This window comes from Streptomyces sp. NPDC101118, from assembly GCF_044759445.1.
Classification (GTDB): Bacteria; Actinomycetota; Actinomycetes; order Streptomycetales; family Streptomycetaceae; genus Streptomyces.
Genome location: NZ_JBIVZG010000004.1, coordinates 365,305 through 387,749, shown reverse-complemented (window position 1 = coordinate 387,749; position 22,445 = coordinate 365,305). Strand labels below are relative to the sequence as shown.

At 71.1% G+C, this 22,445-nt stretch carries 23 protein-coding genes and 1 pseudogene; 14 read left to right on the top strand and 10 right to left on the bottom strand.

The window, feature by feature from the left end:
* Positions 1–64 precede the first annotated feature (64 nt).
* From ACIQUQ_RS10620 to ACIQUQ_RS10605, 4 genes and pseudogenes are all read left to right on the top strand, one after another.
* Positions 65–925, top strand: coding sequence for a helix-turn-helix domain-containing protein (locus ACIQUQ_RS10620; protein WP_403973858.1), 861 nt, complete (start codon positions 65–67; stop codon positions 923–925).
* A 2-nt stretch (positions 926–927) separates the two neighbouring features.
* Positions 928–1,107, top strand: a complete 180-nt coding sequence (locus ACIQUQ_RS10615; protein WP_403973622.1) for a DUF397 domain-containing protein — start codon at positions 928–930, stop codon at positions 1,105–1,107.
* Between the two features lie 2 nt (positions 1,108–1,109).
* A complete protein-coding gene (locus ACIQUQ_RS10610) occupies positions 1,110–1,301 on the top strand; it encodes a DUF397 domain-containing protein (protein WP_403973620.1) in 192 nt (63 codons plus the stop codon).
* 24 nt (positions 1,302–1,325) lie between these two features.
* Positions 1,326–1,820: pseudogene (locus tag ACIQUQ_RS10605) on the top strand (hypothetical protein).
* On the opposite strand, the gene ACIQUQ_RS10600 reads toward ACIQUQ_RS10605, so the two are convergent.
* Entirely contained in the window at positions 1,777–2,184 is a 408-nt protein-coding gene (locus tag ACIQUQ_RS10600; protein WP_403973618.1) for a transposase, read from the bottom strand. The pseudogene ACIQUQ_RS10605 and the gene ACIQUQ_RS10600 overlap by 44 nt on opposite strands.
* Positions 2,185–2,360: 176 nt before the next feature.
* On the opposite strand from ACIQUQ_RS10600, the gene ACIQUQ_RS10595 reads away from it, so the two are divergent.
* Together ACIQUQ_RS10595 and ACIQUQ_RS10590 are read left to right on the top strand one after the other, a co-directional pair.
* On the top strand, positions 2,361–3,518 hold the full coding sequence (locus ACIQUQ_RS10595; RefSeq protein ID WP_403973615.1) for an amidase domain-containing protein: 1,158 nt from the start codon (positions 2,361–2,363) through the stop codon (positions 3,516–3,518).
* A gap of 19 nt (positions 3,519–3,537) precedes the next feature.
* A complete protein-coding gene (locus tag ACIQUQ_RS10590; protein ID WP_403973613.1) occupies positions 3,538–3,957 on the top strand; it encodes a hypothetical protein in 420 nt (139 codons plus the stop codon).
* Positions 3,958–4,122: 165 nt separating this feature from the next.
* Here ACIQUQ_RS10590 and ACIQUQ_RS10585 read toward each other — a convergent pair whose 3' ends face one another.
* Together ACIQUQ_RS10585 and ACIQUQ_RS10580 are read right to left on the bottom strand one after the other, a co-directional pair.
* Positions 4,123–5,076 (bottom strand): D-alanyl-D-alanine carboxypeptidase family protein, encoded by a 954-nt coding sequence (locus ACIQUQ_RS10585; RefSeq protein ID WP_403973611.1) that lies wholly within the window; start codon positions 5,074–5,076, stop codon positions 4,123–4,125.
* A 171-nt stretch (positions 5,077–5,247) separates the two neighbouring features.
* Positions 5,248–6,441: a DUF418 domain-containing protein gene (locus tag ACIQUQ_RS10580; RefSeq protein WP_403973609.1), complete on the bottom strand. Its 1,194-nt coding sequence runs from the start codon at positions 6,439–6,441 to the stop codon at positions 5,248–5,250.
* A gap of 158 nt (positions 6,442–6,599) precedes the next feature.
* Between ACIQUQ_RS10580 and ACIQUQ_RS10575 the strand changes: the two genes are divergently transcribed.
* Both ACIQUQ_RS10575 and ACIQUQ_RS10570 read left to right on the top strand, forming a co-directional pair.
* Positions 6,600–7,301, top strand: coding sequence for a GntR family transcriptional regulator (locus tag ACIQUQ_RS10575; protein WP_399943825.1), 702 nt, complete (start codon positions 6,600–6,602; stop codon positions 7,299–7,301).
* A complete protein-coding gene (locus tag ACIQUQ_RS10570) occupies positions 7,298–8,710 on the top strand; it encodes a nitrate/nitrite transporter (RefSeq protein WP_403973606.1) in 1,413 nt (470 codons plus the stop codon). The genes ACIQUQ_RS10575 and ACIQUQ_RS10570 overlap by 4 nt, the downstream gene beginning before the upstream one ends.
* Here ACIQUQ_RS10570 and ACIQUQ_RS10565 read toward each other — a convergent pair.
* Entirely contained in the window at positions 8,662–9,495 is an 834-nt protein-coding gene (locus ACIQUQ_RS10565; protein WP_403973604.1) for a maleylpyruvate isomerase family mycothiol-dependent enzyme, read from the bottom strand. The genes ACIQUQ_RS10570 and ACIQUQ_RS10565 overlap by 49 nt on opposite strands.
* 203 nt (positions 9,496–9,698) lie before the next feature.
* On the opposite strand from ACIQUQ_RS10565, the gene ACIQUQ_RS10560 reads away from it, so the two are divergent.
* The 3 genes from ACIQUQ_RS10560 (at position 9,699) to ACIQUQ_RS10550 (ending at position 13,321) form a co-directional block, all read left to right on the top strand.
* Positions 9,699–10,478 (top strand): carbon-nitrogen family hydrolase, encoded by a 780-nt coding sequence (locus ACIQUQ_RS10560; protein WP_403973601.1) that lies wholly within the window; start codon positions 9,699–9,701, stop codon positions 10,476–10,478.
* A 90-nt stretch (positions 10,479–10,568) separates the two neighbouring features.
* Positions 10,569–11,840 carry a low temperature requirement protein A gene (locus tag ACIQUQ_RS10555; RefSeq protein ID WP_403973599.1) on the top strand — a complete coding sequence of 424 codons (1,272 nt, stop codon included), beginning with the start codon at positions 10,569–10,571 and terminating at the stop codon, positions 11,838–11,840.
* Between the two features lie 107 nt (positions 11,841–11,947).
* Complete coding sequence (locus ACIQUQ_RS10550; protein ID WP_403973596.1) at positions 11,948–13,321, top strand: cytochrome P450; 1,374 nt, start codon at positions 11,948–11,950, stop codon at positions 13,319–13,321.
* A 10-nt stretch (positions 13,322–13,331) separates the two neighbouring features.
* Here the strand turns inward: ACIQUQ_RS10550 and ACIQUQ_RS10545 are convergent, their stop codons facing one another.
* Positions 13,332–13,826, bottom strand: a complete 495-nt coding sequence (locus ACIQUQ_RS10545; RefSeq protein WP_403973594.1) for an LURP-one-related/scramblase family protein — start codon at positions 13,824–13,826, stop codon at positions 13,332–13,334.
* A gap of 32 nt (positions 13,827–13,858) precedes the next feature.
* Between ACIQUQ_RS10545 and ACIQUQ_RS10540 the strand changes: the two genes are divergently transcribed.
* The gene (locus tag ACIQUQ_RS10540) at positions 13,859–14,659 is read left to right on the top strand and encodes a hypothetical protein (RefSeq protein WP_403973591.1); all 801 of its coding nucleotides are present in this window, start codon (positions 13,859–13,861) and stop codon (positions 14,657–14,659) included.
* On the opposite strand, the gene ACIQUQ_RS10535 is transcribed toward ACIQUQ_RS10540, so the two are convergent.
* The gene (locus ACIQUQ_RS10535; RefSeq protein WP_403973589.1) at positions 14,656–15,210 is read right to left on the bottom strand and encodes a Uma2 family endonuclease; all 555 of its coding nucleotides are present in this window, start codon (positions 15,208–15,210) and stop codon (positions 14,656–14,658) included. The genes ACIQUQ_RS10540 and ACIQUQ_RS10535 overlap by 4 nt on opposite strands.
* 118 nt (positions 15,211–15,328) lie before the next feature.
* Between ACIQUQ_RS10535 and ACIQUQ_RS10530 the strand changes: the two genes are divergently transcribed.
* Complete coding sequence (locus ACIQUQ_RS10530) at positions 15,329–17,179, top strand: NHL domain-containing thioredoxin family protein (protein WP_403973585.1); 1,851 nt, start codon at positions 15,329–15,331, stop codon at positions 17,177–17,179.
* 62 nt (positions 17,180–17,241) lie between these two features.
* Here the strand turns inward: ACIQUQ_RS10530 and ACIQUQ_RS10525 are convergent, their stop codons facing one another.
* The 3 genes from ACIQUQ_RS10525 to ACIQUQ_RS10515 form a co-directional block, all read right to left on the bottom strand.
* On the bottom strand, positions 17,242–18,534 hold the full coding sequence (locus tag ACIQUQ_RS10525; RefSeq protein ID WP_403973583.1) for a M18 family aminopeptidase: 1,293 nt from the start codon (positions 18,532–18,534) through the stop codon (positions 17,242–17,244).
* A gap of 112 nt (positions 18,535–18,646) precedes the next feature.
* Positions 18,647–19,381, bottom strand: a complete 735-nt coding sequence (locus ACIQUQ_RS10520; RefSeq protein ID WP_403973580.1) for a hypothetical protein — start codon at positions 19,379–19,381, stop codon at positions 18,647–18,649.
* A gap of 91 nt (positions 19,382–19,472) precedes the next feature.
* Positions 19,473–21,299, bottom strand: a complete 1,827-nt coding sequence (locus ACIQUQ_RS10515) for an acyl-CoA dehydrogenase (protein ID WP_403973856.1) — start codon at positions 21,297–21,299, stop codon at positions 19,473–19,475.
* Positions 21,300–21,419: 120 nt separating this feature from the next.
* Here ACIQUQ_RS10515 and ACIQUQ_RS10510 point away from each other — a divergent pair, with 120 nt between their 5' ends.
* Entirely contained in the window at positions 21,420–21,911 is a 492-nt protein-coding gene (locus tag ACIQUQ_RS10510; RefSeq protein ID WP_403973578.1) for an SseB family protein, read from the top strand.
* Here the strand turns inward: ACIQUQ_RS10510 and ACIQUQ_RS10505 are convergent.
* Positions 21,908–22,363, bottom strand: a complete 456-nt coding sequence (locus ACIQUQ_RS10505) for a hypothetical protein (protein ID WP_403973576.1) — start codon at positions 22,361–22,363, stop codon at positions 21,908–21,910. The two genes, ACIQUQ_RS10510 and ACIQUQ_RS10505, sit on opposite strands and share 4 nt — an antisense overlap.
* Positions 22,364–22,445 lie beyond the last annotated feature (82 nt).

Genomic DNA, 22,445 nt, shown 5'->3' with positions numbered 1-22,445 from the left:
CACGGGGTATGCCAGACTGGTTCCGCTAGGGAGGTGGGGCCAAGTGGCCGTAAACCAGGCGGCGATGGGCAACCGGGTGTCGACGGTGCTGGCCCGCAGGCTGGGCGGCGAGCTCCTGCGCCTGCGCGACGCGGCGGGCCTCACGCAGCCCCAGGCCGCCCAGGCCCTGAGCGCCACCGCCGCGAAGATCGCCAAGATGGAACACGGCTGGGTCCCGTTCCGCGACCCGGACGTACGGGCGCTGTGCGAGCTGTACGGGGTACGGGACGAGGAGTTCGTGGCCCGGCTGCTGAACCTCGCGCGCCTGGACCGGGAGCGGCGGAAGACCAAAGGGTGGTGGCGCAACGACCCCAGCATGGGTGGCATGGCCGAGTACGTCGCCATGGAGGACGCCGCGACCCACATCCGCACGTGGCAGTTGGCGCTCGTTCCAGGGCTGTTGCAGAGCCCGGACTACATCCGTGCGCTGGGCGTCAGCGGTGACTGGTGGAAGCATCCCGACGAGATCGAGACGCTGGTCGACTTGCGGGTGAAGCGGCAGGCCAGGCTGTGGGGTGACGTACCCCTCCAGTTCCACGCTGTGATCTGGGAGGCCGCCCTGAGGCAGGAGGTCGGCGGGCCGGCCGTGATGCGTGCACAGCTGAACCACCTGGCGGAAATGGCGCGACGGCCCAACGTCAACGTGCAGGTTCTGCCGTTCCGGGCGGGTGCGCACGACGGCCTCGCCGGGGCCTTCAACCTGATCTCATTCGCCGAGCCGGGCTCCATCGACGTGGCCTACGTCGAGGACAAGGCTTCCGCTGTATGGGTCGAGAGCATGGAAGGCAGCGCCGTCTACGGCAAGGCGTTCGACCGTCTGTCCCGGGCGAGCCTGGCTCCTCGTGACTCCATAGACCTGATCCTCAGCATCAGCAAAGGTATGTAGCGGTGGCAGAGTTCGAGTTCGTGAAGTCCAGCTTCAGCAGCGGCACCACCGACCGGGAGTGCGTGGAAGTCGCGGTCAACGTACCCGGCACGGTCGCGGTGCGGGACAGCAAGGACCCGCACCGCGAGACGATCCGCGTATCGCCGGAGGCGTGGGTCGCGTTCGCCCGAGGAATCGTCTAACCATGACCCGGTTCGAGTTCAGCAGGTCCAGCTACAGCGAGAACACGACCGGCAGTGAATGCGTCGAGGTTGCGGTCAACGTGCCCGGCATCGTCGCGGTGCGGGACAGCAAGGACCCGCACCGCGAGCTGATCCGCGTATCGCCGCAGGCGTGGGCGGCCTTCCTTGGCGCGGGCGGCGGCGTGAGCGGATAGCACGAGCTTGCCGCCCTTCGTCGCGTGGACAGGCTGCGCGAGGAAGCCGACCGGATCCAGGCTGAGCTCGCGGCGGCCGAGCAGGAGTGGCTGGAGTGGACGATCGACCGCGAGCGTGTGTGTGCGGTGCTGTCCGCGCCGGGCGGGAGTCCAGCCGAGGCGGTGGCCGCCCGAGCGACCGGGCGGTGCCGGACGGAAGCCGGAGTGCAGGAGTCCGTGCCGGTGGCGGCAAAGGCGAAGTCGCAGGTTCCGGTGTGGCGCGAAGGGCTGGCCCGGACGGCACTGTAGGCGGACTATCAGCGCATCCTGGCCGCGCTCGCGGATCGGGTCCGTCTCGGTCAGCGCCCGCCGACCTGCCAGGAGCTGGCCTCCGCCTTCGGCATGGACGTGGTGCCGGCCAAGGTGGAGGCGCTGCGGCCAAAGGCGAAACGCCTGGTCGCGCGGGGCTGGCTGGCCGAGCCGGCGCCGGGCCGGTTCACGCTCGCGTGGGGCGTGAACGGGTCATTCGGCGGGTCATGACCATGGTCATCGACCAGTAGATCACCGCCTCGGTGCTGGCGGTGCGGCGTTCGAAGTCGCGCGCCAGGCGGCGGCTTCGCATCAGGTGGGCGAAGAACCGCTTGACAATCCACCGCATGGGCAGCACCACGAACCCACGCGTGTCGTCGCCGCGCTCGACGATCGCCAGGACCAGGGCGAGCGCGGCCGGACAGTGCTCGACGAGGCTGCCGGTGTCCGCCGCGGTGACCATCACCCCCAGCAGCAGGCCGAGGGTGTCGACCACGACGTGTCGCTTGCGTCCGTTGATCAGTTTGCCGCCGTCGAAGCCTCGGCTGTCGGAGCCGACGACGGCGTCCGCCTTGACCGACTGCGAGTCGATCACGCCCGCGCTCAGCTCCGGATCCGGCCAGATCCGCAGGGTTACTGGCCGGACGATCGCCGCGCTCGCCCGCGCGGATACCGGGTAGCGCAGACTGCCAAGGCCAACTCGACGCGACCCAAGGGGGGGAACCCTTGCGCAGAACCCGACTGCCCATACGCGCCGCCAGCGCCGCAACCATGGCTCTGGCCTCCCTGGCCATCACCGCACCCGCCACGCACGCCCACGACGCCGCCCTGTCGGACGCCGACACCAGCGCCCTGGGCCAGATGGCCGACACGCTTCTCCAGCGCCGCGCCGACGCTGTCACCACCACCCCACAGCCACGGATGGCCGCCGAGCCCGTACCGATGACGGACGCCGCGGCTGACGACCTGGCCGGAGATCTGGCCGTGTTGCAGCACAACGCCCAAGCCCTTCAGAAGATCAACGGCGGCTACAGCCGCGCCGAGGTCACCGTCACTGACAGCGAGACGTCGCTCAGCGGGGACACCGCCACGGTGAAGGTCAACGAGCGAACCCGCCTGTACTTTCCGAACCCCGATCCGGGGGCGCCCGCATACGAGGAGTACGCCCTCCCCCACACCATGACGTTCACCCGTTCCACAGACGGGGGATGGGACCTCGCGGAAGACCAGGCGAACACGGATTCCTCCGCACCCGCGCCAAGTACGCAGATCAGCGAGCCGATCGAGGACCCCGGCCCGATCAACGAGCCCGGCCCCCACGACCCTGCTCCTGGCGAGGAGACCGCTCCAGAGTCCCAGGACGAGGGACAAAAGGAGCAGCCGAGCAGCACGGTGATGCCGGCCTCCGATGTGATGGCCCTGGAGGTGAAGCCGATGGTGACGGCGTCGTACAACTACAACAACATGGTCAACTACGCGAGGAGGTTCGCACTCACCCCGAACCCCGGCTACCGCAAGTACGACAACGACTGCACGAACTTCATCTCCCAGGCCATGCGGTCCGGTGGATGGGCCACCACGTCCGGGAGCATGTCCTCGCGTGGTGACAACCGCAAGTGGTTCTACGGCAACTACACCTGGACCACCAGCTACACGTGGGCCGGGGCGGAGAACTGGTACTGGTTCGCCACACGGCACTCGGGAAGAACCAAGCCACTGGACAACGTGTGGAAGATGCTTCCTTCCGACGTTCTCCAGGCCGACTGGGGCCCGTACCCCAACGACAACATCAACCACACCATGATTGTCACCGCCAAGTCGAGCAGCGAAATCTACCTCAGCTACCACACGTCGAACACGTACAACAAGAAGCTGAGCACCCTCATAGCCGAGAAGCCGCGTACCTGGTGGTACGCCCACCGCACCTGACCCGAGAGGACAACCTCCTTTGAGGAAGGCTCTGGCACTGCTGGCAATACCCGCCCTGTTCATGACGCTCACCGCCTGTTCCGGTGAAGGCAGGAGCGAGGAAGAGACCGCGAAGGCATACATTGCGGCGCTCAACGACCGCGACCCCGACGCGCTCGTGGCCCTTGCCAGGCCTACCGCGGGCATCGTGGGCCAGGAGGCCGACGCTGCCGCGATCATCGCCAAGGACGGTGGCCGGGGCCTGAAGGTCACCGACGTCAAGGTCTCCCACCCCTTCGGCCCCGAAGTCGCAGACGTGGACGTGGCCGGCACAGACAGCGCCGGCAAGCCGTTCAAGATCCGCGTCTCCGTCTCCCGCGAAGGGGATGCGGCCGACTGGACCATCGGCCTCGGCCACCCCGAGAAGACCGACAAGACCCCAGCCGCCACCAGCAGCTAAGGGGCTGTTGCTTTCCGAGTCTGGCGACTGCGTTTTCGCTGGTCAGGGGTAGGGGTGGCGTCAGTGTGAGAGTGATGGATCGTCGTTTCGTCGCTCTCGTGACTCAAAAACAGAGGTGCCGGGCCCCCCTGCGGGGACCCGGCACCTTCAGTCATGCCGAAGCCGTTAGTCGAGCACGTCCGGGATCGGGTTCGTGTTCGCGCGCATCGTGGACGACGTCGCGGCCGCGCCGAACGTCCAGTTCATGAGGTTCATGGAGTCGGCGTACCGCTCCTCGTCGTTCAGCAGCACGCCGATGACGGTCTTGCCGTTGCGGGTGGCGGTGAAGACCAGGCACTTGCCGGCGGGCGTGTTGGTGCCCGTCTTGATGCCGAGGGCGCCCGTGTAGCCGTAGCCGCCGTCGTTCGTCGGACGCACCAGGAGGTTGGAGTTCTTCCAGGTGTAGTAGCGGTAGTTGCCGTTCGACGCGATGGCCGTGGCCTTGCCGTAGCCGTCGACGATGCCGCGGAAGGTCGCGCTCTTCATCGCGGTACGGGCGAGCTTCGCCATCTCGCGAGGAGTCGAGTACGTACCCGTCTTCACGGGCGAGTTGCCGTCGAACGAGTCGAAGTGGGTGTTGGTCAGGCCGTAGGAGGCGGCCTTGGCGTTCATCTGCTTGATGAAGTCGGCGAAGCGGGCGGACTGCGTGGTGCCCTTGCCGAAGGTGTCGGCGAGCGCGGCGGCGGCCTCGCAGCCGGACGGCGTCAGCAGGGCGTTCAGCCAGCCGCGGACGGTCAGGCGGTCACCGTTGTAGATCCACGCCTTGGAGCCGCCGACGCTGTCGGCGTAGTCGTTGTACGCCTGCTTCATCGTGATGCGCTTGTCCAGGTCGAGGCCCGGAGTGGTCAGGACGACGCGGGCCGTCATGATCTTCGCGGTGCTGGCCAGCGGCCGCTTCGTGTCGGCGTACTTGCTGTACAGCGTGGAGCCCGTCGTGCTGTCCATCAGGAACGCACCCTTGGCGTACGTCGCCGGCGCAGATGCAGCCTGGGACGACGTGGCGAGGGGCGCCGCGAGGAGGGCACCGGTGACCGCCGAAACGGCGAGCGCGCGGCGCACGCGGGTGAGGCTGAATATCAAGTGTTGTCCCCGAGTTCGCGAATGTTCAGGTGTGTGTGATTCGTTCGCATTTCTTGGCTTTTCAGGACCGCCTGCGGTGCGGGCCTACTCGACCAAGACGTGCAAGGGGATCATATGGCTGCACGAAGAACCCATTTCTTGACCAACTTGAGATGCTCAGAGTTGAGTTCGTCAGGATTTCACATGGATTAGTCGCTTCTGGAGTGATTCCAGCGGGCCGTACGCGAACCGCCGGAGCCACAGCGTCGAGCCCGTGACGAGCACCGCGCAGACCGCCGCCCACAGGCCGAACACCCACCACGGGCCGTCGTCCGCGAAGCGCTCGGCCAGGCCCAGGCCGATGCCGTAGCAGGCCAGCATGCAGAGCAGGTTCTGGAGGACGTACGCCGACAGGGCGGTCCGGCCCACCGACGTGAGGCCCGCGACCAGGCGGCGCGGCAGCCAGGACCGGTCCAGCGCCAGGCCGATCAGGCCGAGGTAGCCGAGGGCGACCAGCGGTGCGGCCGCATAGCGGCCCAGCAGGTACCAGTCGTCCCCGCCCAGGGTGCACGCCGCGTTCAGCGGGACGCCCAGGCCCAGGCCCCACGCCAGCAGCCGGGCGCGCAGCCGGCGGCCGCGCGCGTCGGCGCCGAAGGCCCCGGCCCGGTACAGGCGTACCCCGAGCAGGAAGAGGAAGAGCAGCAGGCCGAAGGAGATCACCGGCTCGATGCGCAGCGCGAGGGCGTTCTGGAGGCGGAAGGAGACCTGGGCGAGGTAGCCGCCGTGGGCGTAGAGGTCCACGGCCCGGTCGCTGACGCCGTCCGGGTCCCCGCCGCCCGGCTCTGAGGCGGCGAGGCCCGCCGTGAGGACGGCCATGAAGACGAGGTGCAGGCCCGCGGCCGTCCACATCACGCGGCCCCGCACCCGCTCGGAGCGGGCCAGCAGCCAGGCGGTGAGCAGGGCCGTCACGGCGTAGCCCATCAGTACGTCCCACGCGAAGACGAGGACGAAGTGGAGCGTGCCCTCGGCCAGCAGGAACCATGCCCGCGGCCGGTAGCCGGCCGGCCAGGGGCGGCCCCGCCGCACGGCGGAGTCGTACTGGACGGCCAGGCCGGCGCCGAAGAGGACGGTGAGGAGGGCGAGGAACTTGCCGTCCGCGAGGAAGCGGAAGACGGTCTCGGAGAGGACGGCCGCCGAGGGGTCGGCGACCGGGTCGGGCAGGCGTACGCCCTGGAGCACGGACCACTCGGAGCCGGGGGTCGAGAAGATCCAGACGTTGGTCATCAGGGTGCCGAGGATGGCGGCACCGCGCAGGACGTCGAGCAGCGGGTTGCGCGTACCGGCGGGGGCCGGCGCGGCGACGGACGGCGAGGCTGTCTGGGACATGCTCACAGCGTCCCGTCGCGCCAACGCCCTTTCGTCGTGCGGCCGGAGGAAAGCCTGCGGGGCGGCGGTACATCCTTCGGTGCAGTGCCGGCTCCGCCTGGCGTCCGGATCGTGGAACGGTTCTTCGGTTGCACCTCTGTTGTATCTATGCTGTGCCCATGCCATCCGTCCCGGCCTCCGCGCCCACCACCGCCGCCAGTGCCCCCGGCGCCGCCCCCGCCAAGCAGCCGCCCGCCGCCGACCGCGTCTACCAGCACGTGAAGCAGGGCGTACTCGACCGCCGCTACGAGGGCGGCACGCTGCTCACCGAGGGCGAGCTGGCCGAGGCCGTCGGGGTGTCGCGGACGCCGGTGCGCGAGGCGCTGCTGCGGCTGGAGACCGAGGGGCTGCTGCGGCTCTACCCGAAGAAGGGCGCCCTCGTGCTGCCCGTCTCCGCCCAGGAGATCGCGGACGTGGTGGAGACCCGGGTGCTGGTCGAGGAGTTCACCGTGCGGAGGGCCGTGCCGGCCCCGCCCGCGCTGCTGGCCCGGCTGGAGGAGCTCCTCGAAGCCCAGCGGCGGCACGTCGAGAGCGGTGACCTGGCCGCGTTCGCCGTCGAGGACCGGTGCTTCCACGCCGAGATCGTCCGGCACGCCGGCAACCAGATCCTGTCCCGCCTCTACGACCAGCTGCGCGACCGCCAGCTGCGGATGGGCGTCGCCCTCATGCACGCCCACCCCGACCGGGTCGCGCAGAACGTCACCGAGCACACCGAGATCCTGGAGGCCCTCAGGGCCGGCGACGCGGACGCCGCCGCGGCGGCCGTACGGGCCCACCTGAGCCGTGTCGAGGTGCTGGTCCGGGGCGGCGAGGTCCGATGACCGCCGGAACGAACCCCGCCGCCGGGGCGGACCCCGCCGGAGCGGACCCCGCCGGGGCCGCCGACCCGAACTCCCCGGAGACCCCCGCCCCCGCGCACCCCGCCCACCGCGAGCCCCCCGGCGGGCGGCGGGCCGTCGCCGTGTGGTCCATCGGCGTCGCCGTCTACTTCGTCGCCGTCATCTTCCGGACCAGCCTCGGCGTCGCCGGACTCGACGCGGCCGACCGCTTCCACGTCAACGCCTCCGCCCTGTCGACCTTCTCGCTGCTCCAGCTGCTGGTCTACGCGGGCATGCAGATACCCGTCGGCCTGATGGTGGACCGCCTCGGCACCAAGCGCGTGCTGGCCCTCGGCGTCACGCTCTTCACCCTCGGCCAGCTCGGCTTCGCGCTCTCCCCCTCCTACGGGATGGCCCTCGCCGCCCGCGCCCTGCTCGGCTGCGGCGACGCCATGACCTTCATCAGCGTGCTGCGGCTGGGCACCCGCTGGTTCCCCGCACACCGCGGACCGCTGATGGCGCAGCTGGCCGGGCTCGTGGGCATGGCCGGCAACCTGGTCTCCACCCTCGTCCTCGCCCCCGTCCTGCACGGGGTCGGCTGGACCGCCGCCTTCGCCGGCAGCTCGGTGGCCGGGCTGGTCGTGCTGGTGCCCCTGCTGCTGTTCCTGCGCGACCACCCCGAGGGACACGGGCCCGAGCCGGTGCAGCGCGCCGGGCTGGGCTTCGTACGCTCCCAGATCGCCGAGTCCTGGCGGGAGCCCGGCACCCGGCTGGGCCTGTGGGTGCACTTCACCACCCAGTTCCCCGCGATGGTCTTCCTGCTCCTGTGGGGGATGCCCTTCCTCGTCGAGGCGCAGGGCCTGGACCGCGGCACGGCCGGCGCCCTGCTGACCCTGGTCGTCGCCTCCAACATGGCGCTGGGCCTGGTGTACGGGCAGGTCATCGCCCGGCGCCAGTCGACCCGGATCCCACTGGCGCTGGGCACGGTGGCGGTTACCGCCCTGCTCTGGGGCACCACCCTCGCGTACCCAGGGGACCGCGCGCCGATGTGGCTGCTGGTGACCCTGTGCACGGTGCTGGGCGCGTGCGGGCCGGCCTCGATGATCGGCTTCGACTTCGCGCGGCCCGCGAACCCGGCCGCCCGTCAGGGCACCGCCTCCGGCATCACCAACATGGGCGGTTTCATCGCCTCGATGACCACCCTGCTGACCGTGGGCGTGCTGCTGGACGCGACCGGGGACGACTACCGGATCGCGTTCTCGTCCGTGTTCGTGCTGGAGGCGCTGGGGGTCGTACAGATCCTGCGGCTGCGCACCCGGGCCCTGCACCGCGAGCGCGAGCGCGCGGCCGCGCTGCTGCCCGCTCAGGGCGTGACGGCGAACTCCCGCAGGATCGCGTCCGCCAGGTCCTGATCGCCCTCCACCTTGACCCGGTCGGCGACGGCGTGCGGCCTGACCCGGCCGGCCGCCAGGCGCACGTACGTCTCCCAGTCCATGCCCAGCGTGACCGCCGGGCCGAGCGAGACCGAGGCGTCCATCGAGCCGCGTCCCTCGGCGTCCACGCGGACGGTCCGCATGAACTCCAGCGGGCCGTGGACGTCGAGGACGACCGCCGAGTTCGCGGGCGCGCCCGCCCGCTTGGCGACGGCCTTCGGCAGGCCCTGGAGCAGGATGTCGCGGGCGATGTGGGCGCCGGGGGAGTCGAGGTTGCCCGGCACGCCGAGCGCGGTGCGCAGGTCCTGCTCGTGGATCCACACGTCGAAGGCGCGCAGCCGGAGCGCGAGCTCCAGGCTGACCTGGTCGCCGAGCGGGCCGCGGACGAGCGTGGCCGGATCCCGCTTGTCGGTGCGCAGCTGCCGGGACCGGCGGATGACGGTGTACTCCAGCTCGGAGGTCATCTCGGGCGCGGTGTGGTGGCGCCGTACGTCGACCTGCACCTCCATGTAGCGCGTGAACTCGTCCACCACGTGCCGCAGATCGCGCGGGAGGCTGTGGATGGGCCGCGGGTCGCCCAGCATCTCGGTCTCTATGCCGATGACGTGCGAGACCACGTCACGGACCGACCAGCCCGGGCAGGGGGTCGCCCGGTTCCACTCGCCCTCCGCCAGCGGCTGCACGAGTTCGGATATCGCCTCGATGGAGTGGGTCCACGCGTCGGCATAGGGCTGAAGGCTGGGATGGACGGTCTCGACGGTCACGGGACCCCTCGTGCTGTTCAGTGCGGACAGGTGGTGACTGGTGACGGGTGACTGGGCGCTGGCTGGGGCCGGCTGGGGAGTCTTTCTGCCAAAGTTACGCTGCTGGGCAGCGCCCCGGCAGTGCTTTCGTGTGACGATCGTAGGCCCGAATTGACGAGTCATGAGCCCGGCCCCCAGCGGACGCCCGGCGGAACGGTGGCAGTGTGCGCGCGTCTCTGATCCAAATCGCCATCGACGGGGGCGAGTCGGTCGCGGACCGGCGGCTGCGGGCCGCTGAGCTGGTGCGCGGCCAGGCCGGTTCGGACCTGGTGGTGCTGCCGGAGCTCTGGCCGACGGGCGCCTTCGCCTACGAGCTGTTCGAAGCGGAGGCGGAGCCGCTGGAGGGTCCCACGCACGCGGTGATGGCCGCGGCCGCCCGGGACGCGGGGGTGTGGCTGCACGCGGGCTCGGTCGTCGAGCGGGCCGCGGACGGCCGGATGTACAACACCTCCCTGGTCTACGCGCCGGACGGCGAACTGGCCGCCACCTACCGCAAGATCCACCGCTTCGGCTTCGACAAGGGCGAGGCCGTGATGATGGGCGCCGGCACCGACCTGGTCACGCTCCCCGCCGGCGGGCTGACCCTGGGCCTGTCCACCTGTTACGACCTCCGCTTCCCGGAGCTGTACCGCGGGCTGGTCGACGCCGGTGCCACGGCCCTCGTCGTCTCGGCCGGCTGGCCCGAGCGCCGCCGGGAGCACTGGACGGTGCTCGCGCGCGCCCGGGCCATCGAGAACCAGGCGTACGTCCTGGCGCTCGCCGAGGCCGGTACGCACGCCGGGGTCGAGATGTCCGGGCACAGCCTGGTCGTGGACCCGTGGGGCGAGGTGCTCGCGGAGGCCGGGGCGGGCGAGGAGGTGCTCGTCGTGGAGCTGGACCCGGAGAAGGTCGCCGTCACGCGCGAGCAGTTCCCGGCGCTGAAGGACCGGGTTCTGGGACGGTAGTTCTGGGACGGTAGGGCCTCCCGGGGCGGTGGTGTGGTTCCCTGGCGGCGTCGCTCGAAGGGGTTCGGCCACCGCTCAGGGGGAGAGCACGTGAGTACCGGAAGCACCGAAGCACAGCTGTCCAGCGAGGAGGAGCGCCGGGTCACCACCCTGGAGCTCTTCTTCGACCTCGTCTTCGTCTTCACGGTCACCCAGCTGACCGTGCTGCTCTCGCACGGCTTCCACGTCACCGGCTTCCTGCGGGTGGTGCTGGTCTTCACCGTGCTGTTCTGGATGTACGGCGGCTACGCGCACCTCACCAACCAGGTCCCGCCGGACAGCCCGCGCCGCCGCCTGCTGCTGATGCTCGCGATGTGCGGCTTCCTGATGTGCGCGCTGTCCGTGCCCACGGCCTTCGGCGCCGGCGGGGTCCCCTTCGGGATCGGCTACCTGCTGGTGACGGTCGTGCACGGGCTGATGTACACCGAGGCGCACGGGCGCAGCGTGATCTGGTTCGCCGCCCCGAACGTGCTGTGCGCGCTGTCGGTGCTGGCCGCCGGCTTCTTCGACGGCGGCCCGGCCTGGGCGCTGTGGGTGCTGGCGCTGGTCTTCCAGTTCGGCACGCAGCTGGTCGTCAGGTTCGCCGGCGCGCCCGCGGACGCCGAGGAGGAGACCGTCAGCGGCCAGCTGGGCGGGATGAGCGCGGCGCACCTGGTCGAGCGGCACGGGCTGCTGCTGCTCATCGTGTTCGGCGAGTCGGTCATCGCGATCGGCATCGGCGTCGAGGGACTGCCGCTGACGGTGGGGCTGTTCGGCGGCGCCTTCCTGGCCCTGGGGATCGCGTCCGCGCTGTGGTGGCTGTACTTCGTGCGGGACGAGGGGCGGGCCGAGGAGTACCTCGCCGCGGCGGACGGCGCCCGCCGCTTCAAGCTGTCGATGCTCGCGTACTACTACTTCTTCCTGCCGGTGCTGATCGGCGTCGCGACCTTCGCCGCCGGGGTCAAGAAGACCATCGGCCACCTCGGCGACCCGCTGCCCGCCGGACCCGCCCTGGCCCTCGCGGGCGGCGTCGCGCTCTACCTCGCCGGGGACCTGGCCTTCCGTACGGTGCTCAGGATCGGCGTGCTGCGCTACCGGGCCGCGGCCCTGGCGGGCGCCCTGGCCACGGCCGCGGCCGGACACCGGTTCAACGGTGCGGTCCAGCTGGGGGCGCTGCTGCTGGTGCTGGTGGCGACGCTGGTGGCCGAGTCGCGCGGGGTGCGGCGGGCGGAGGCGGCTCGTGTCGCCGGTGGAGCAGGTGGAGCAGGTGGGGCAGGTGGAGCAGGTGGGGCCAGTGGGGCCGGTGGGGCCGACGGGGTGACCGTAGCCCCCGAAGGCGCATAGCCGTCCAACTGCCGCAAAGTGCAACTGCATTGGCCGAAAAGGCCCCCCGTGCCGCCGCCCGACTGCGAAACAATCTCTGCCGGGACGACGACACAGGGGGCCTTGGCATGACGACGCACACCGTGACGGGCAAGCGGGAGATACCGGGACCGGCCGGAGTGCCGCTGCTGGGCTCCCTGTTCGACCTCAAGAAGAGCACCATCGACACCCTGCTGCGCGCCCAGCGCGAGCACGGCGACGTGGTCCGCATCTGGGGCGGCCCGCCCGGGCTGCGCGCCGAGGTGCACGCCGTGTTCTCGGCGGAGGGCGCCCAGCGGGTGCTGGCCACCGAGTCCGCCAACTTCCGCAAGGACAACCGCTTCTACCAGGAGCTCCGCGAGTCCTTCGGCAACGGCCTGCTGACCGCCCAGGACGAGGACTACCTGCGCCAGCGCCGCCTGGTCCAGCCGCTGTTCACCCGCCGCCGGGTCGACGGCTACGCGGCGGCCGTCACCCAGGAGACCGCCCGCATGACGGACGCCTGGGGCGAGGACGTCGAGCTCATCGGCGAGATGACCCGCTTCACCCTGCGGGCGGTGGCCCGGATCCTCTTCGGCGCCGACGTGGACGCCGCCGTCGACGTGGTCGACCGGTCCTTCCCCGTCATCGGCGACTACGTGCTGCGCCGCGGGTACGCGCCGGTGAACCTCCCGCGCCACTGGCCCACCCCCGACAACCGGCGGGCCGCGGCCGCCACCGCCGAGCTCTACGCCGTCTGCGACCGGATCATCGCCGAACGGCGCGCGGCGGGCGCCGGCACCGACGGGGACCCCGGCCAGGACCTGCTGACCCTCCTCGCGGAGGCGGAGAGCGCGGAGGACGGCACCTTCGACGCGACCGAGCTCCGCGACCAGGTGCTGATCTTCCTGCTGGCCGGCCACGAGACCACCGCCACCTCCCTGGCCTTCGCGCTCCACCTGCTGGCCCGCCACCCCGAGGAGCAGGAGCGGGCCCGCGAGGAGGTGCGCCGGGTGCTGGGCGGGCGTACGCCCACGGCCGCCGACCTCGACGCGCTGCCCTACCTCACCCAGGTGCTCAAGGAGGCCATGCGGCTCTACCCGGCGGCGCCGGTGATCGGCCGCCGGGCCGTCGCCGACACGGAGATCGACGGGTACGTCATCCCGGCCGGCGCGGACGTGCTGGTCGCCCCCTGGGTCACCCACCGGAACCCGCTCTACTGGCCGGACCCCGAGCGCTTCGACCCCTCCCGCTTCACGCCGGAGGAGGAGAAGGGCCGCCCGCGCTACGCCTGGTTCCCCTTCGGCGGCGGCCCGCGCGCCTGCATCGGGCAGCACTTCTCCATGCTGGAGTCGGTGCTGACGCTGGCGATGGTGCTGGACGCGTACGAGCTGACCGCGGTGGACACCGAGGTGCCGGTGAACGCCGAGATCACCCTCCGCCCGGAGGGCCCGGCCCGCTGCCGGCTCCGGAAGCTCGGCTGAGACCGCCGGGTCAGTCGCCCTCGCGCTCCCTCTCGGCCATCCGGATCACGCACACCGCGACGGCCACCAGGAGCGCGGGGTCGGCGTCCTCCCGCACGACCTCGACGGCGTACGTGTCGCGCACCGTGAACCACTGCTTCGAGATCAGCGCCAGCAGCTCGCCGTCGTAGTCGATGCGGAACTCGCGGTCCAGGACGCGTCCGCCGACGTCCAGCTCGGTGCCCTCGACCAGGGTGACCCGGTAGTGGTTGCGGATCAGGGACAGCCGCTTCCTGCGGATCGTCGCCAGCGGGGCCAGGTCCCGCTCCAGGGTCATGGTGTCCCGCAGGCTGAGCAGCTTCTGCCGGATGGTGATCAGGATGCGGCCGTCGGGGTCCTTCAGCTCCAGGGTGTCGCGGAGCCGGAGGGCCTTGCCGTCCACCAGGAAGGCGTGGCGGCCGAACTCGTCCTCGATCCAGTAGTCGTCGCCGACCGCGAAGATTTTGTCCCGTACGAGGTATTTCATGACGTGATCGTTGCCCGGGTTACGTTGACCCCATGCAGCTTCTCTACGTGACCGACCTGGCGTACCCGGCGCGCGGCCGCCGCTACGGCGACGAGGACGTCTTCCTCACCTCCCGGCTGCGCGAGGAGTTCCCCCTCGCGCTCTGCCACCCGCTCGACGCGGCCCGCCTGATGGACGGCTTCGACGCGGTGGTGGTGCGCAACAGCGGCCCGGTCCTCGGCTACCAGGAGGCGTACGCCGACTTCCGCGCCCGCGCCCTGGCCTCCGGCACCCGGGTCTACAACCCGCTCACCGGCCGCGGCGACATGGCCGGCAAGGACTACCTCCTGGACCTCACCCGCGCCGGCTACCCGGTGATCCCCACCGTGGACGACCCGGCGGACCTGGCCGCCCTGCCCTCCGTCCCGGAGTACGCGGTCAAGCCCAAGCAGGGCGCCGACTCCATAGGCCTGCACTTCACGGCCGCCCCCGCGGGCACCCCCGGCGAGGTCCTGGTCCAGCCGCGCATCGACTTCGCGTACGAGGTGTCCTTCTACTTCGTGGACGACGCCTTCCAGTACGCCCTGTACGCCCCCGACCCGGCCCGCCGCTGGGTCCTGGAGCCGTACGACCCCACCCCGGCGGACCTGGCCTTCGCCCGCACCTTCGTCACGTGGAACACCCTCGACCACGGCATCCAGCGCGTGGACGCCTGCCGCGCCCCCTCGGGCGACCTCCTCCTGGTCGAACTGGAGGACCTCAACCCGTACCTCTCCCTGGACCTCCTGCCGGAGGCCACCCGCGACGCCTTCGTCACGGCCTTCGCGCAGTCGCTGCGGGCGTTCCTGGCCTAGAGCCCGGTGGTGTCGAGGGTCAGGTCGAACGGCGCGGGGAGGCGGACCGGGGTACCGAAGGGGTGCGGTCCGTCGGCGGCCGTGTAGCCCAGGTGTCCGGGCCCGGAGAACAGCGTGACGGTCTCTTCCTGCCTGTCGACCAGCAGGTAGAGCGGCGCACCGTACTCGGCGTACCGCCTGCGCTTCACGACGCGGTCGGTCTCGGCGTTGGACTCAGAGGTGACCTCTACGACGAGCAGCGTCTGGTCGGGCAGCAGCGCGGAACCGCCCTTGGCCAGGGCTTTGGGTGCGACGGCGAGGTCAGGGACATACCAGTTGGAGGAGTTCGGCAGGTCCAGGTTCCCCGAGCCGATGACGCACTCCAGCTCCCGTGCGCGGGCGTTGATCTGGTCCCGGATCTCGGCAGCTGCGTTCTCGTGGTCCCAGGTCGGCGTCACGGGCACGATCACCCCCTCGACGATTTCCACTCGGTCGCCCGCGATGTGCTGGATGGCGTACTTCAGCGCGTGCTCGGGGTCGATCCCCTCGCCGTACTCCGGCGCAGTGGCCATGCGGGGTGCTCCCTCCGTAGGTGCCAGTGTCACGCTCCCACACAGGCGTTCGTGTCGGCTGGATGTCGGGTGGCGGTCACCCCTGGGGGCGACATGCAAGGGATGTCATGCTTGAAGCATGAACGATGTCGCTCCGGCGCCCACCCCCGCGCCCGCGCCCCGCCGTGCCCGTGTCCGTGCTCCCGAGCTGGTGGGGGAGGGGGGCTGGCTCAACACCGGAGGGAAGTCCCTCGGCCTCGCCGATCTGCGCGGAAAGATCGCGATTCTCGACTTCTGGACGTTCTGCTGCATTAACTGCCTGCACGTCCTCGACGAGCTGCGCGAGCTGGAGGAGAAGCACCGGGACACCGTGGTGATCATCGGCGTGCACTCGCCGAAGTTCGTGCACGAGGCGGACCATACGGCCGTCGTGGACGCCGTGGAGCGGTACGGCGTCGAGCACCCGGTGCTCGACGACCCGGAGCTGGTGACCTGGAAGCAGTACGCCGTCCGCGCCTGGCCCACCCTCGTCGTGATCGACCCCGAGGGGTACGTCGTCGCCCAGCACGCCGGCGAGGGGCACGCGCACGCCATCGCGCGGCTCGTGGAGGAGCTGGAGGCCGAGCACGAGGCCAAGGGGACGCTGCGGCGCGGGGACGGCCCGTACGTGGCGCCCGAGCCCGTGGCGACGCACCTGCGGTTCCCCGGGAAGGCACTCGTGCTGCCGTCCGGGAACCTCCTGGTGTCCGACTCCACCCGGCACCAGCTCGTCGAGGTCGAGCCCGACGGCGAGAGTGTGGTGCGGCGGATCGGGTCCGGTGAGCGCGGGTTCGGGAGTGACTCCTTCAACGAGCCTCAGGGGCTGTGCCTGCTGCCCGACGGTTCCGTGATCGTCGCCGACACCGTGAACCACGCGCTGCGCCGGTTCGACCTCGCGACCGGCGAGGTCACCACCGTCGCCGGCACCGGCCGGCAGTGGTGGCAGGGGTCCCCGACCTCGGGGCCCGCCCTGGAGGTGGACCTGTCCTCGCCGTGGGACGTGGCCTGGTGGGCGGACCGCGTGTGGATCGCCATGGCCGGCGTGCACCAGCTGTGGTCCTACGACCCCGCCACCGGCACGGTGCGGGTCGAGGCCGGTACGACCAACGAGGGCCTGGTCGACGGCCCCGCCGCCGAGGCCTGGTTCGCGCAGCCCTCCGGGCTCGCGGCGGCCGGCGACCGGCTGTGGATCGCCGACTCCGAGACCAGCGCCCTGCGGTACGTCCACCGGGCCGGGGACGGGGACGGGTTCGCCATCGCCTCCGCCGTCGGCACCGGCCTCTTCGACTTCGGCCACCGCGACGGCGACGCCGCCCAGGCGCTGCTCCAGCACCCCCTCGGCGTCACGGCGCTGCCCGACGGCTCCGTCGCGGTCTGCGACACGTACAACCACGCCCTGCGCCGCTACGACCCGGCCACCGGCCAGGTCACCACGCTCGCCACGGACCTGCGCGAGCCCAGCGACGCCGTCCTCGTGGGGGACGACATCGTGGTCGTCGAGTCGGCCCGGCACCGGCTGACCCGCCTCCGGCTGCCCGAGGAGGCGGTACGGGTGGACGCGGTCGCGCACCGCACGCAGCGGGCCGCCACCGAGGTGGCCCCCGGCACGCTCCGGCTGGACGTGGTGTTCCAGGCGCCGGCCGGCCAGAAGCTCGACACCCGGTACGGGCCCTCCACCCGGCTGCTGGTCAGCTCGACCCCGCCGGAGCTGCTGGCGGCCGGAGAGGGCAAGGGGACGGACCTGTCCCGCGAACTCACCCTGGCCGAGGGCGTCACCGAGGGCGTGCTGCACGTCTCCGCGATGGCCGCCTCGTGCGACGACGACCCGGACAACGAGTACCCGGCCTGCCACGTGCACCAGCAGGACTGGGGGGTTCCGGTCCGTGTGGTGCCCGGCGGCGCCGCCCGGCTGCCGCTGGTCCTCGCGGGGATGGACGACGACCGGGCCTAGGAACGCGGGAGGGGTCACCTGCCCGTGCCGGCAGGTGACCCCCTTCGGCTCCGCCGCGGGGCTCAGCCCTCCAGGAACGCCACCAGCGCGTTCGCCAGCAGGAACGGGTCGTCCGCGCCGCACAGTTCACGCGCGCTGTGCATCGAGAGGATGGCCACGCCGATGTCGACGGTGTGGATGCCGTGCCGGGCGGCGGTGATCGGGCCGATCGTCGTGCCGCAGGGCATCGAGTTGTTGGACACGAAGGTCTGCCACGGCACGCCGGCCCGCTCGCAGGCCGCGGCGAACACCGCGCGCCCGCTGCCGTCCGTCGCGTACCGCTGGTTGACGTTGACCTTGAGGATCGGGCCGCCGTTGGCGCGCGGGTGGTGCGAAGGGTCGTGCCGCTCGCTGTAGTTGGGGTGCACCGCGTGGCCGGTGTCCGAGGACAGGCAGACGGTGCCGGCGAAGGCGCGGGCGCGGTCCTCGTACGTACCGCCGCGGGCGAAGATTGAACGTTCCAGCACGTTCCCCAGGAGGGGTCCGTCCGCGCCGGTGTCGGACTGCGAGCCGTTCTCCTCGTGGTCGAACGCGGCCAGGACCGGGATGAAGTCGAGCTTCTCGCGCGTGGAGACGGCCGCCAGCGCGGCCGTACCGGCGTGCACGGAGATCAGGTTGTCCATCCGCGGGCCGGCGACCAGCTCGCGGTCGCGGCCGAGGTACGACGGGGGCTCGATCGAATGGACCATCAGGTCCCAGCCCGCCACCTCGCCCTGCGCCAGGCCCTCTTCCTCCTCCAGGAACGCGATCAGGTCGCCCTCCTGGACGTCGCCCAGGCCCCAGATGGGCTGCATGTGGCGCTGCTTGTCGAGCTTGAGGCCGTCGCTGTTGACCGAGCGGTCCAGGTGGACGGCCAGCTGCGGCACGCGCAGCAGCGCGCGGTCGACGTTCACCAGGCGGTGGCTGCCGTCGCGCAGGGTCAGCCGGCCGGCCAGGCCCAGGTCGCGGTCGAGCCAGGTGTTGAGCAGCGTCCCGCCGTAGATCTCGACGGCGATCTGCCGCCAGCCCTGCGCGCCGGTGTCCGGCAGGGGCTTCACGCGCAGGTTGGGGGAGTCCGTGTGCGCGCCGACGATGCGGAACGGCGTGTGCGCGGAGGCGCCTTCGGGCACGTACCACGCGATGATCGCCCCGCCGCGGAGCACGAACTTGCCCCCCGCGCCCGAGTCCCAGGCGTCCGTCTCCGACAGCTGCCTGAATCCGGCCTTCTCCAGCCGCTCGGCCGCGTTGGCCACAGCGTGGTACGGCGAGGGGCTCGCCGCCAGGAAGGTCATCAGGTCGTCGGTGTGGCCGCGGTCGAAGCGGGCGGGAGAGCTCATGTGGTTCACCTTAACGACGGTCGTGTTCGCCATGTCCGGACTGCGGCGGGTAGCCGAAGAGGTGGGATGTGTCGCGGGGCGCCTTCAGGTGCGAGGCGCCCACGGCCCGGTCTCAGCCCGTCGGACGGTCGAAGCGCCGGTGCAGCTGCCGCCGCTCTCCCCGGCGGATGCGCGGCAGCATCTCGGGGGTCTGCGGTGACCGCTGGGCGCGCCTTTTGCGTCCGGCGCAGAAGATACAGGCCTCCCCGGGAGGGGCGTCGGGGTCGATGGGTGCTCCGGGGTGCTCGGCACATCCCGAGGCGTTGCGGGGGCGGGAGAGTTCGCGGGCCACGATGAAGGAGCGGTGCAGGTCGTCCGCGAGCCGTACGAAGTCCTCGTCGGACGAGGAGGGCGTCAGGTGGAAGCGCTGTTCCTCGACCCTGCGCAGGTAAGCGCGCAGGAGCTGGAGCGTGTACGGGCCGTCGGGCACGGGGTAGCCGAGCCGCGGGTGCTCGCCGGCCGGTACGGGGGCCGGGGTGCGGGTGCCCTGGCGCCGGGCGGCCATCCTCCTGCGGTCGTTGCAGAGGAGGCAGCGGCCCCAGCCTTCGGGCGCCTCGGGGTCCAGCGCGCCGTTGGGGTGGTCGGGGCAGCCGGTGTAGGTGCGGGCGGGTGCGAGTCCGGCGGCCTGCTGGAAGGCCGCGTGGAGTGCGTCGGCGACGGGGTCGTACTCGGTGGGGTGCGCGCCTTCGTACAGCTCCTGGACGCGGTCGCCGAGGGTGCCCAGCTGCGCCTGCAGTTCCTTGAGGGCGTACGGCCGTCCGGTCGGGACGGAGTACCCCCTGGCGCCGTGCTGCTCGTGTGGACTCATGGGTACGAGCGTGCCACGGACCGCCGACAAAGGGTGCGGGGTGCCGCTCGCACACGGCACCCCGCACCCCGTCCCCTTCAGGAGGGGAGGCCTAGAAGACGGCCTCGTCCAGCTCCATCAGCGTGTTGTCGACGGCCTCGGCCAGCTGGCGCTGGACGGCGAGGCCCGGCAGGACCTGGCCGGCGAAGAACTTCGCGGCCGCGATCTTGCCCTGGTAGAACGCCACGTCCTTGGCGGAGGCGGTCGCCAGCTTCTCGGCGGCCACGGCGGCGCCCTTGAGGAGCAGGTAGCCGATCACGACGTCGCCGGAGGCCATCAGCAGGCGGGTGGTGTTCTGGCCGACCTTGTAGATGTTCTTGACGTCCTCGCCGGTGGCGGTGAGGTCGGTGATCATCTTGCCGACGATGCCCTCGAGGTCCACGGCGGCCTTGGCCAGCGCGTCGCGGGCCGGGGCCAGCTCCTCGCCGCCGGCGCCCTCGGCGAGGAACTTCTTGATCGTCTCCGAGAGGATGTTCAGGGACGCGCCCTGGTCGCGGACGATCTTGCGGAAGAAGAAGTCCTGGCCCTGGATGGCCGTGGTGCCCTCGTAGAGGGTGTCGATCTTGGAGTCCCGGATGTACTGCTCGATCGGGTACTCCTGCAGGTAGCCGGAGCCGCCGAAGATCTGGAGGGACTCGGCGAGCAGCGCGTACGAGCGCTCCGAGCCGTAGCCCTTCACGATCGGCAGGAGCAGGTCGTTCAGGCCGATGGCCGCGGACGCGTCCTCGCCGGCCGCCTGCTTCAGGGCGATCTCGTCCTGGACGGAGGCGGTGTAGAGGACCAGGGCGCGCATGCCCTCGGCGTACGCCTTCTGCGTCATCAGCGAGCGGCGGACGTCCGGGTGGTGCGTGATGGTGACCTTGGGCGCGGTCTTGTCCATGAAGTTGGCCAGGTCGGGACCCTGGACGCGCTCCTTGGCGTACTCCAGCGCGTTGAGGTAGCCGGTCGAGAGCGTCGCGATGGCCTTCGTGCCGACCATCATGCGGGCGAACTCGATGATCATGAACATCTGGCGGATGCCGTCGTGCTTGTCGCCGATCAGCCAGCCCTTGGCGGGGTGCTGGTCGCCGAAGGTCATCTCGCACGTGTTGGAGGCCTTGAGGCCCATCTTGTGCTCGACGTTCGTGGCGTACACGCCGTTGCGCTCGCCCAGCTCGCCGGTCTCCCAGTCGAAGTGGAACTTCGGGACGAGGAAGAGGGACAGGCCCTTGGTGCCCGGGCCGTGGCCCTCGGGGCGCGCGAGGACGTAGTGGAGGATGTTCTCCTCCATGTCGTGCTCACCGGACGTGATGAAGCGCTTCACGCCCTCGATGTGCCAGGAGCCGTCCTCCTGCTGGATCGCCTTGGTGCGGCCGGCGCCGACGTCGGAGCCCGCGTCGGGCTCGGTCAGGACCATGGTGGAGCCCCAGCGCTTCTCGACCGCGATCTGCGCGATCTTCTTCTGGGCCTCGTTGCCCTCCTCGTGGAGGATGCCGGCGAACGCCGGGCCGGAGGAGTACATCCAGATGGCCGGGTTCGAGCCGAGCAGCAGCTCCGCGTAGGCCCAGATCAGGGAGCGCGGGGAGGTGGTGCCGCCGATCTCCTCGGGCAGGCCGAGGCGCCAGTACTCGGACTCCATGAAGGCGTTGTACGACTTCTTGAAGGAGGCCGGGACCGGGGCGGTGTTGGTCTCGGGGTCGAAGACGGGCGGGTTGCGGTCGGCGTCCTCGAAGGACTCCGCCAGCTCGTTCTCCGCGAGGCGCGCGATCTCGGACAGGATGTCCTTGGCGGTCTCGGTGTCCATCTCCGCGAACGGGCCGGTGCCGTACAGCTTGTCGCGGCCGAGGACCTCGAAGAGGTTGAACTCGATGTCGCGGAGATTCGACTTGTAGTGCCCCATGGCGACGGCTCCGTAAGCAGGGTCGGTTACATCTACCAGCAAGTAGCTACGATGATGCTACCCACCGGTAATAAGAAGCAACCCCTATCGGGCCATCTGTGACTCGTTACTCTTTGGGCCATGTACGGCTACGACCAGAACGTGCCGGGCCAGCAGCAGTACGCGGCCCCTCAGCCCCCGCCGCAGATGGCCCAGCAGATGCCGGGGCAGATGGCCGGCGGGTACGCCGAGCAGCCGCTGTACCCCGAGCCCTCGCCGCCGTCGCTCGCCGACGCCGTACGCGCCTTCACCACGGGCCAGCTCGCGGCCGAGGACTTCCAGCAGATCTTCGCGACCTCCAAGGTCTACTGCCCCCGCGGCGACAACCCGGGCTTCCTCGCGCTGCACAACACCCAGCAGCCGGTGATCCCCATGTTCAGCACGCTCAAGGAGCTCCGCCGGTACGCCGGCAAGGAGTCCAAGTACTTCGTCATCACCGGCGCCGAGGTGATCGACCTGCTGCCCACGGGATACGGCTTCGTCCTCGACATGGAGGGCGACCACCGGATGGTCTTCGACGCGAAGGCCGTGGAGCAGATGGTCGACTACGCGATGCGCCGCATGTACGGCTAGACCGTCCCCTCCGCGGCCCGCCCGGCCGCCTGCCGGGTGGTCCGCCACGCGTACGCGCCCCAGGCCGCCGCCACGAGCAGCAGCCCGGCGGCTCCGGCCGCCAGCACGGCGGGCCCCGGCCGCCAGGCCAGCGAGGCCCGGGTGCCGAGGAAGACCAGCACCGCGCACAGCGCCCCCGCGCCGGCCACCGGCACCCGCGTCGCCACCGCGCGCAGCAGCCCGGCGGCGGCCAGGCCGGCCAGCAGCGACACGGCCAGGTAGGGCCAGGGGGAGCCGGGGGCCGCCACCGGGATGCCCACGTCGTCGGGGCCCAGCCGGAAGCGGGAGGCCGCCCAGCCGAGGGCCGTGCCGGCCGCGGCCCACGAGGCCGCCCAGGCGGCGTGGCGCCACGGCGGCAGGTGGCCGATGTCCGACGGGTCGCTGTTGTCCTCGACGTCGAAGAGTTCCATCATGTCCGCCAAGACGGCGGCGGCCCCGGCAGGGTTGCCCGGACGGCCGCCGGGCCGCGGGGGCGCGCGGCGGGGACCGAGGGGG

Bases quoted from the DNA above. Each gene is read 5' to 3' on its own strand.
- ACIQUQ_RS10515 (WP_403973856.1), bottom strand. From the start codon at position 21,299: ATGGGGCACTACAAGTCGAATCTCCGCGACATCGAGTTCAACCTCTTC.
- ACIQUQ_RS10540 (WP_403973591.1), top strand. From the start codon at position 13,859: ATGCAGCTTCTCTACGTGACCGACCTGGCGTACCCGGCGCGCGGCCGC.
- ACIQUQ_RS10580 (WP_403973609.1), bottom strand. From the start codon at position 6,441: ATGTCCCAGACAGCCTCGCCGTCCGTCGCCGCGCCGGCCCCCGCCGGT.
- ACIQUQ_RS10535 (WP_403973589.1), bottom strand. From the start codon at position 15,210: ATGGCCACTGCGCCGGAGTACGGCGAGGGGATCGACCCCGAGCACGCG.
- ACIQUQ_RS10545 (WP_403973594.1), bottom strand. From the start codon at position 13,826: ATGAAATACCTCGTACGGGACAAAATCTTCGCGGTCGGCGACGACTAC.
- ACIQUQ_RS10575 (WP_399943825.1), top strand. From the start codon at position 6,600: ATGCCATCCGTCCCGGCCTCCGCGCCCACCACCGCCGCCAGTGCCCCC.
- ACIQUQ_RS10595 (WP_403973615.1), top strand. From the start codon at position 2,361: ATGGCTCTGGCCTCCCTGGCCATCACCGCACCCGCCACGCACGCCCAC.
- ACIQUQ_RS10520 (WP_403973580.1), bottom strand. From the start codon at position 19,381: ATGAGTCCACACGAGCAGCACGGCGCCAGGGGGTACTCCGTCCCGACC.
- ACIQUQ_RS10620 (WP_403973858.1), top strand. From the start codon at position 65: ATGGGCAACCGGGTGTCGACGGTGCTGGCCCGCAGGCTGGGCGGCGAG.
- ACIQUQ_RS10570 (WP_403973606.1), top strand. From the start codon at position 7,298: ATGACCGCCGGAACGAACCCCGCCGCCGGGGCGGACCCCGCCGGAGCG.
- ACIQUQ_RS10550 (WP_403973596.1), top strand. From the start codon at position 11,948: ATGACGACGCACACCGTGACGGGCAAGCGGGAGATACCGGGACCGGCC.
- ACIQUQ_RS10610 (WP_403973620.1), top strand. From the start codon at position 1,110: ATGACCCGGTTCGAGTTCAGCAGGTCCAGCTACAGCGAGAACACGACC.
- ACIQUQ_RS10525 (WP_403973583.1), bottom strand. From the start codon at position 18,534: ATGAGCTCTCCCGCCCGCTTCGACCGCGGCCACACCGACGACCTGATG.
- ACIQUQ_RS10505 (WP_403973576.1), bottom strand. From the start codon at position 22,363: ATGATGGAACTCTTCGACGTCGAGGACAACAGCGACCCGTCGGACATC.
- ACIQUQ_RS10530 (WP_403973585.1), top strand. From the start codon at position 15,329: ATGAACGATGTCGCTCCGGCGCCCACCCCCGCGCCCGCGCCCCGCCGT.
- ACIQUQ_RS10510 (WP_403973578.1), top strand. From the start codon at position 21,420: ATGTACGGCTACGACCAGAACGTGCCGGGCCAGCAGCAGTACGCGGCC.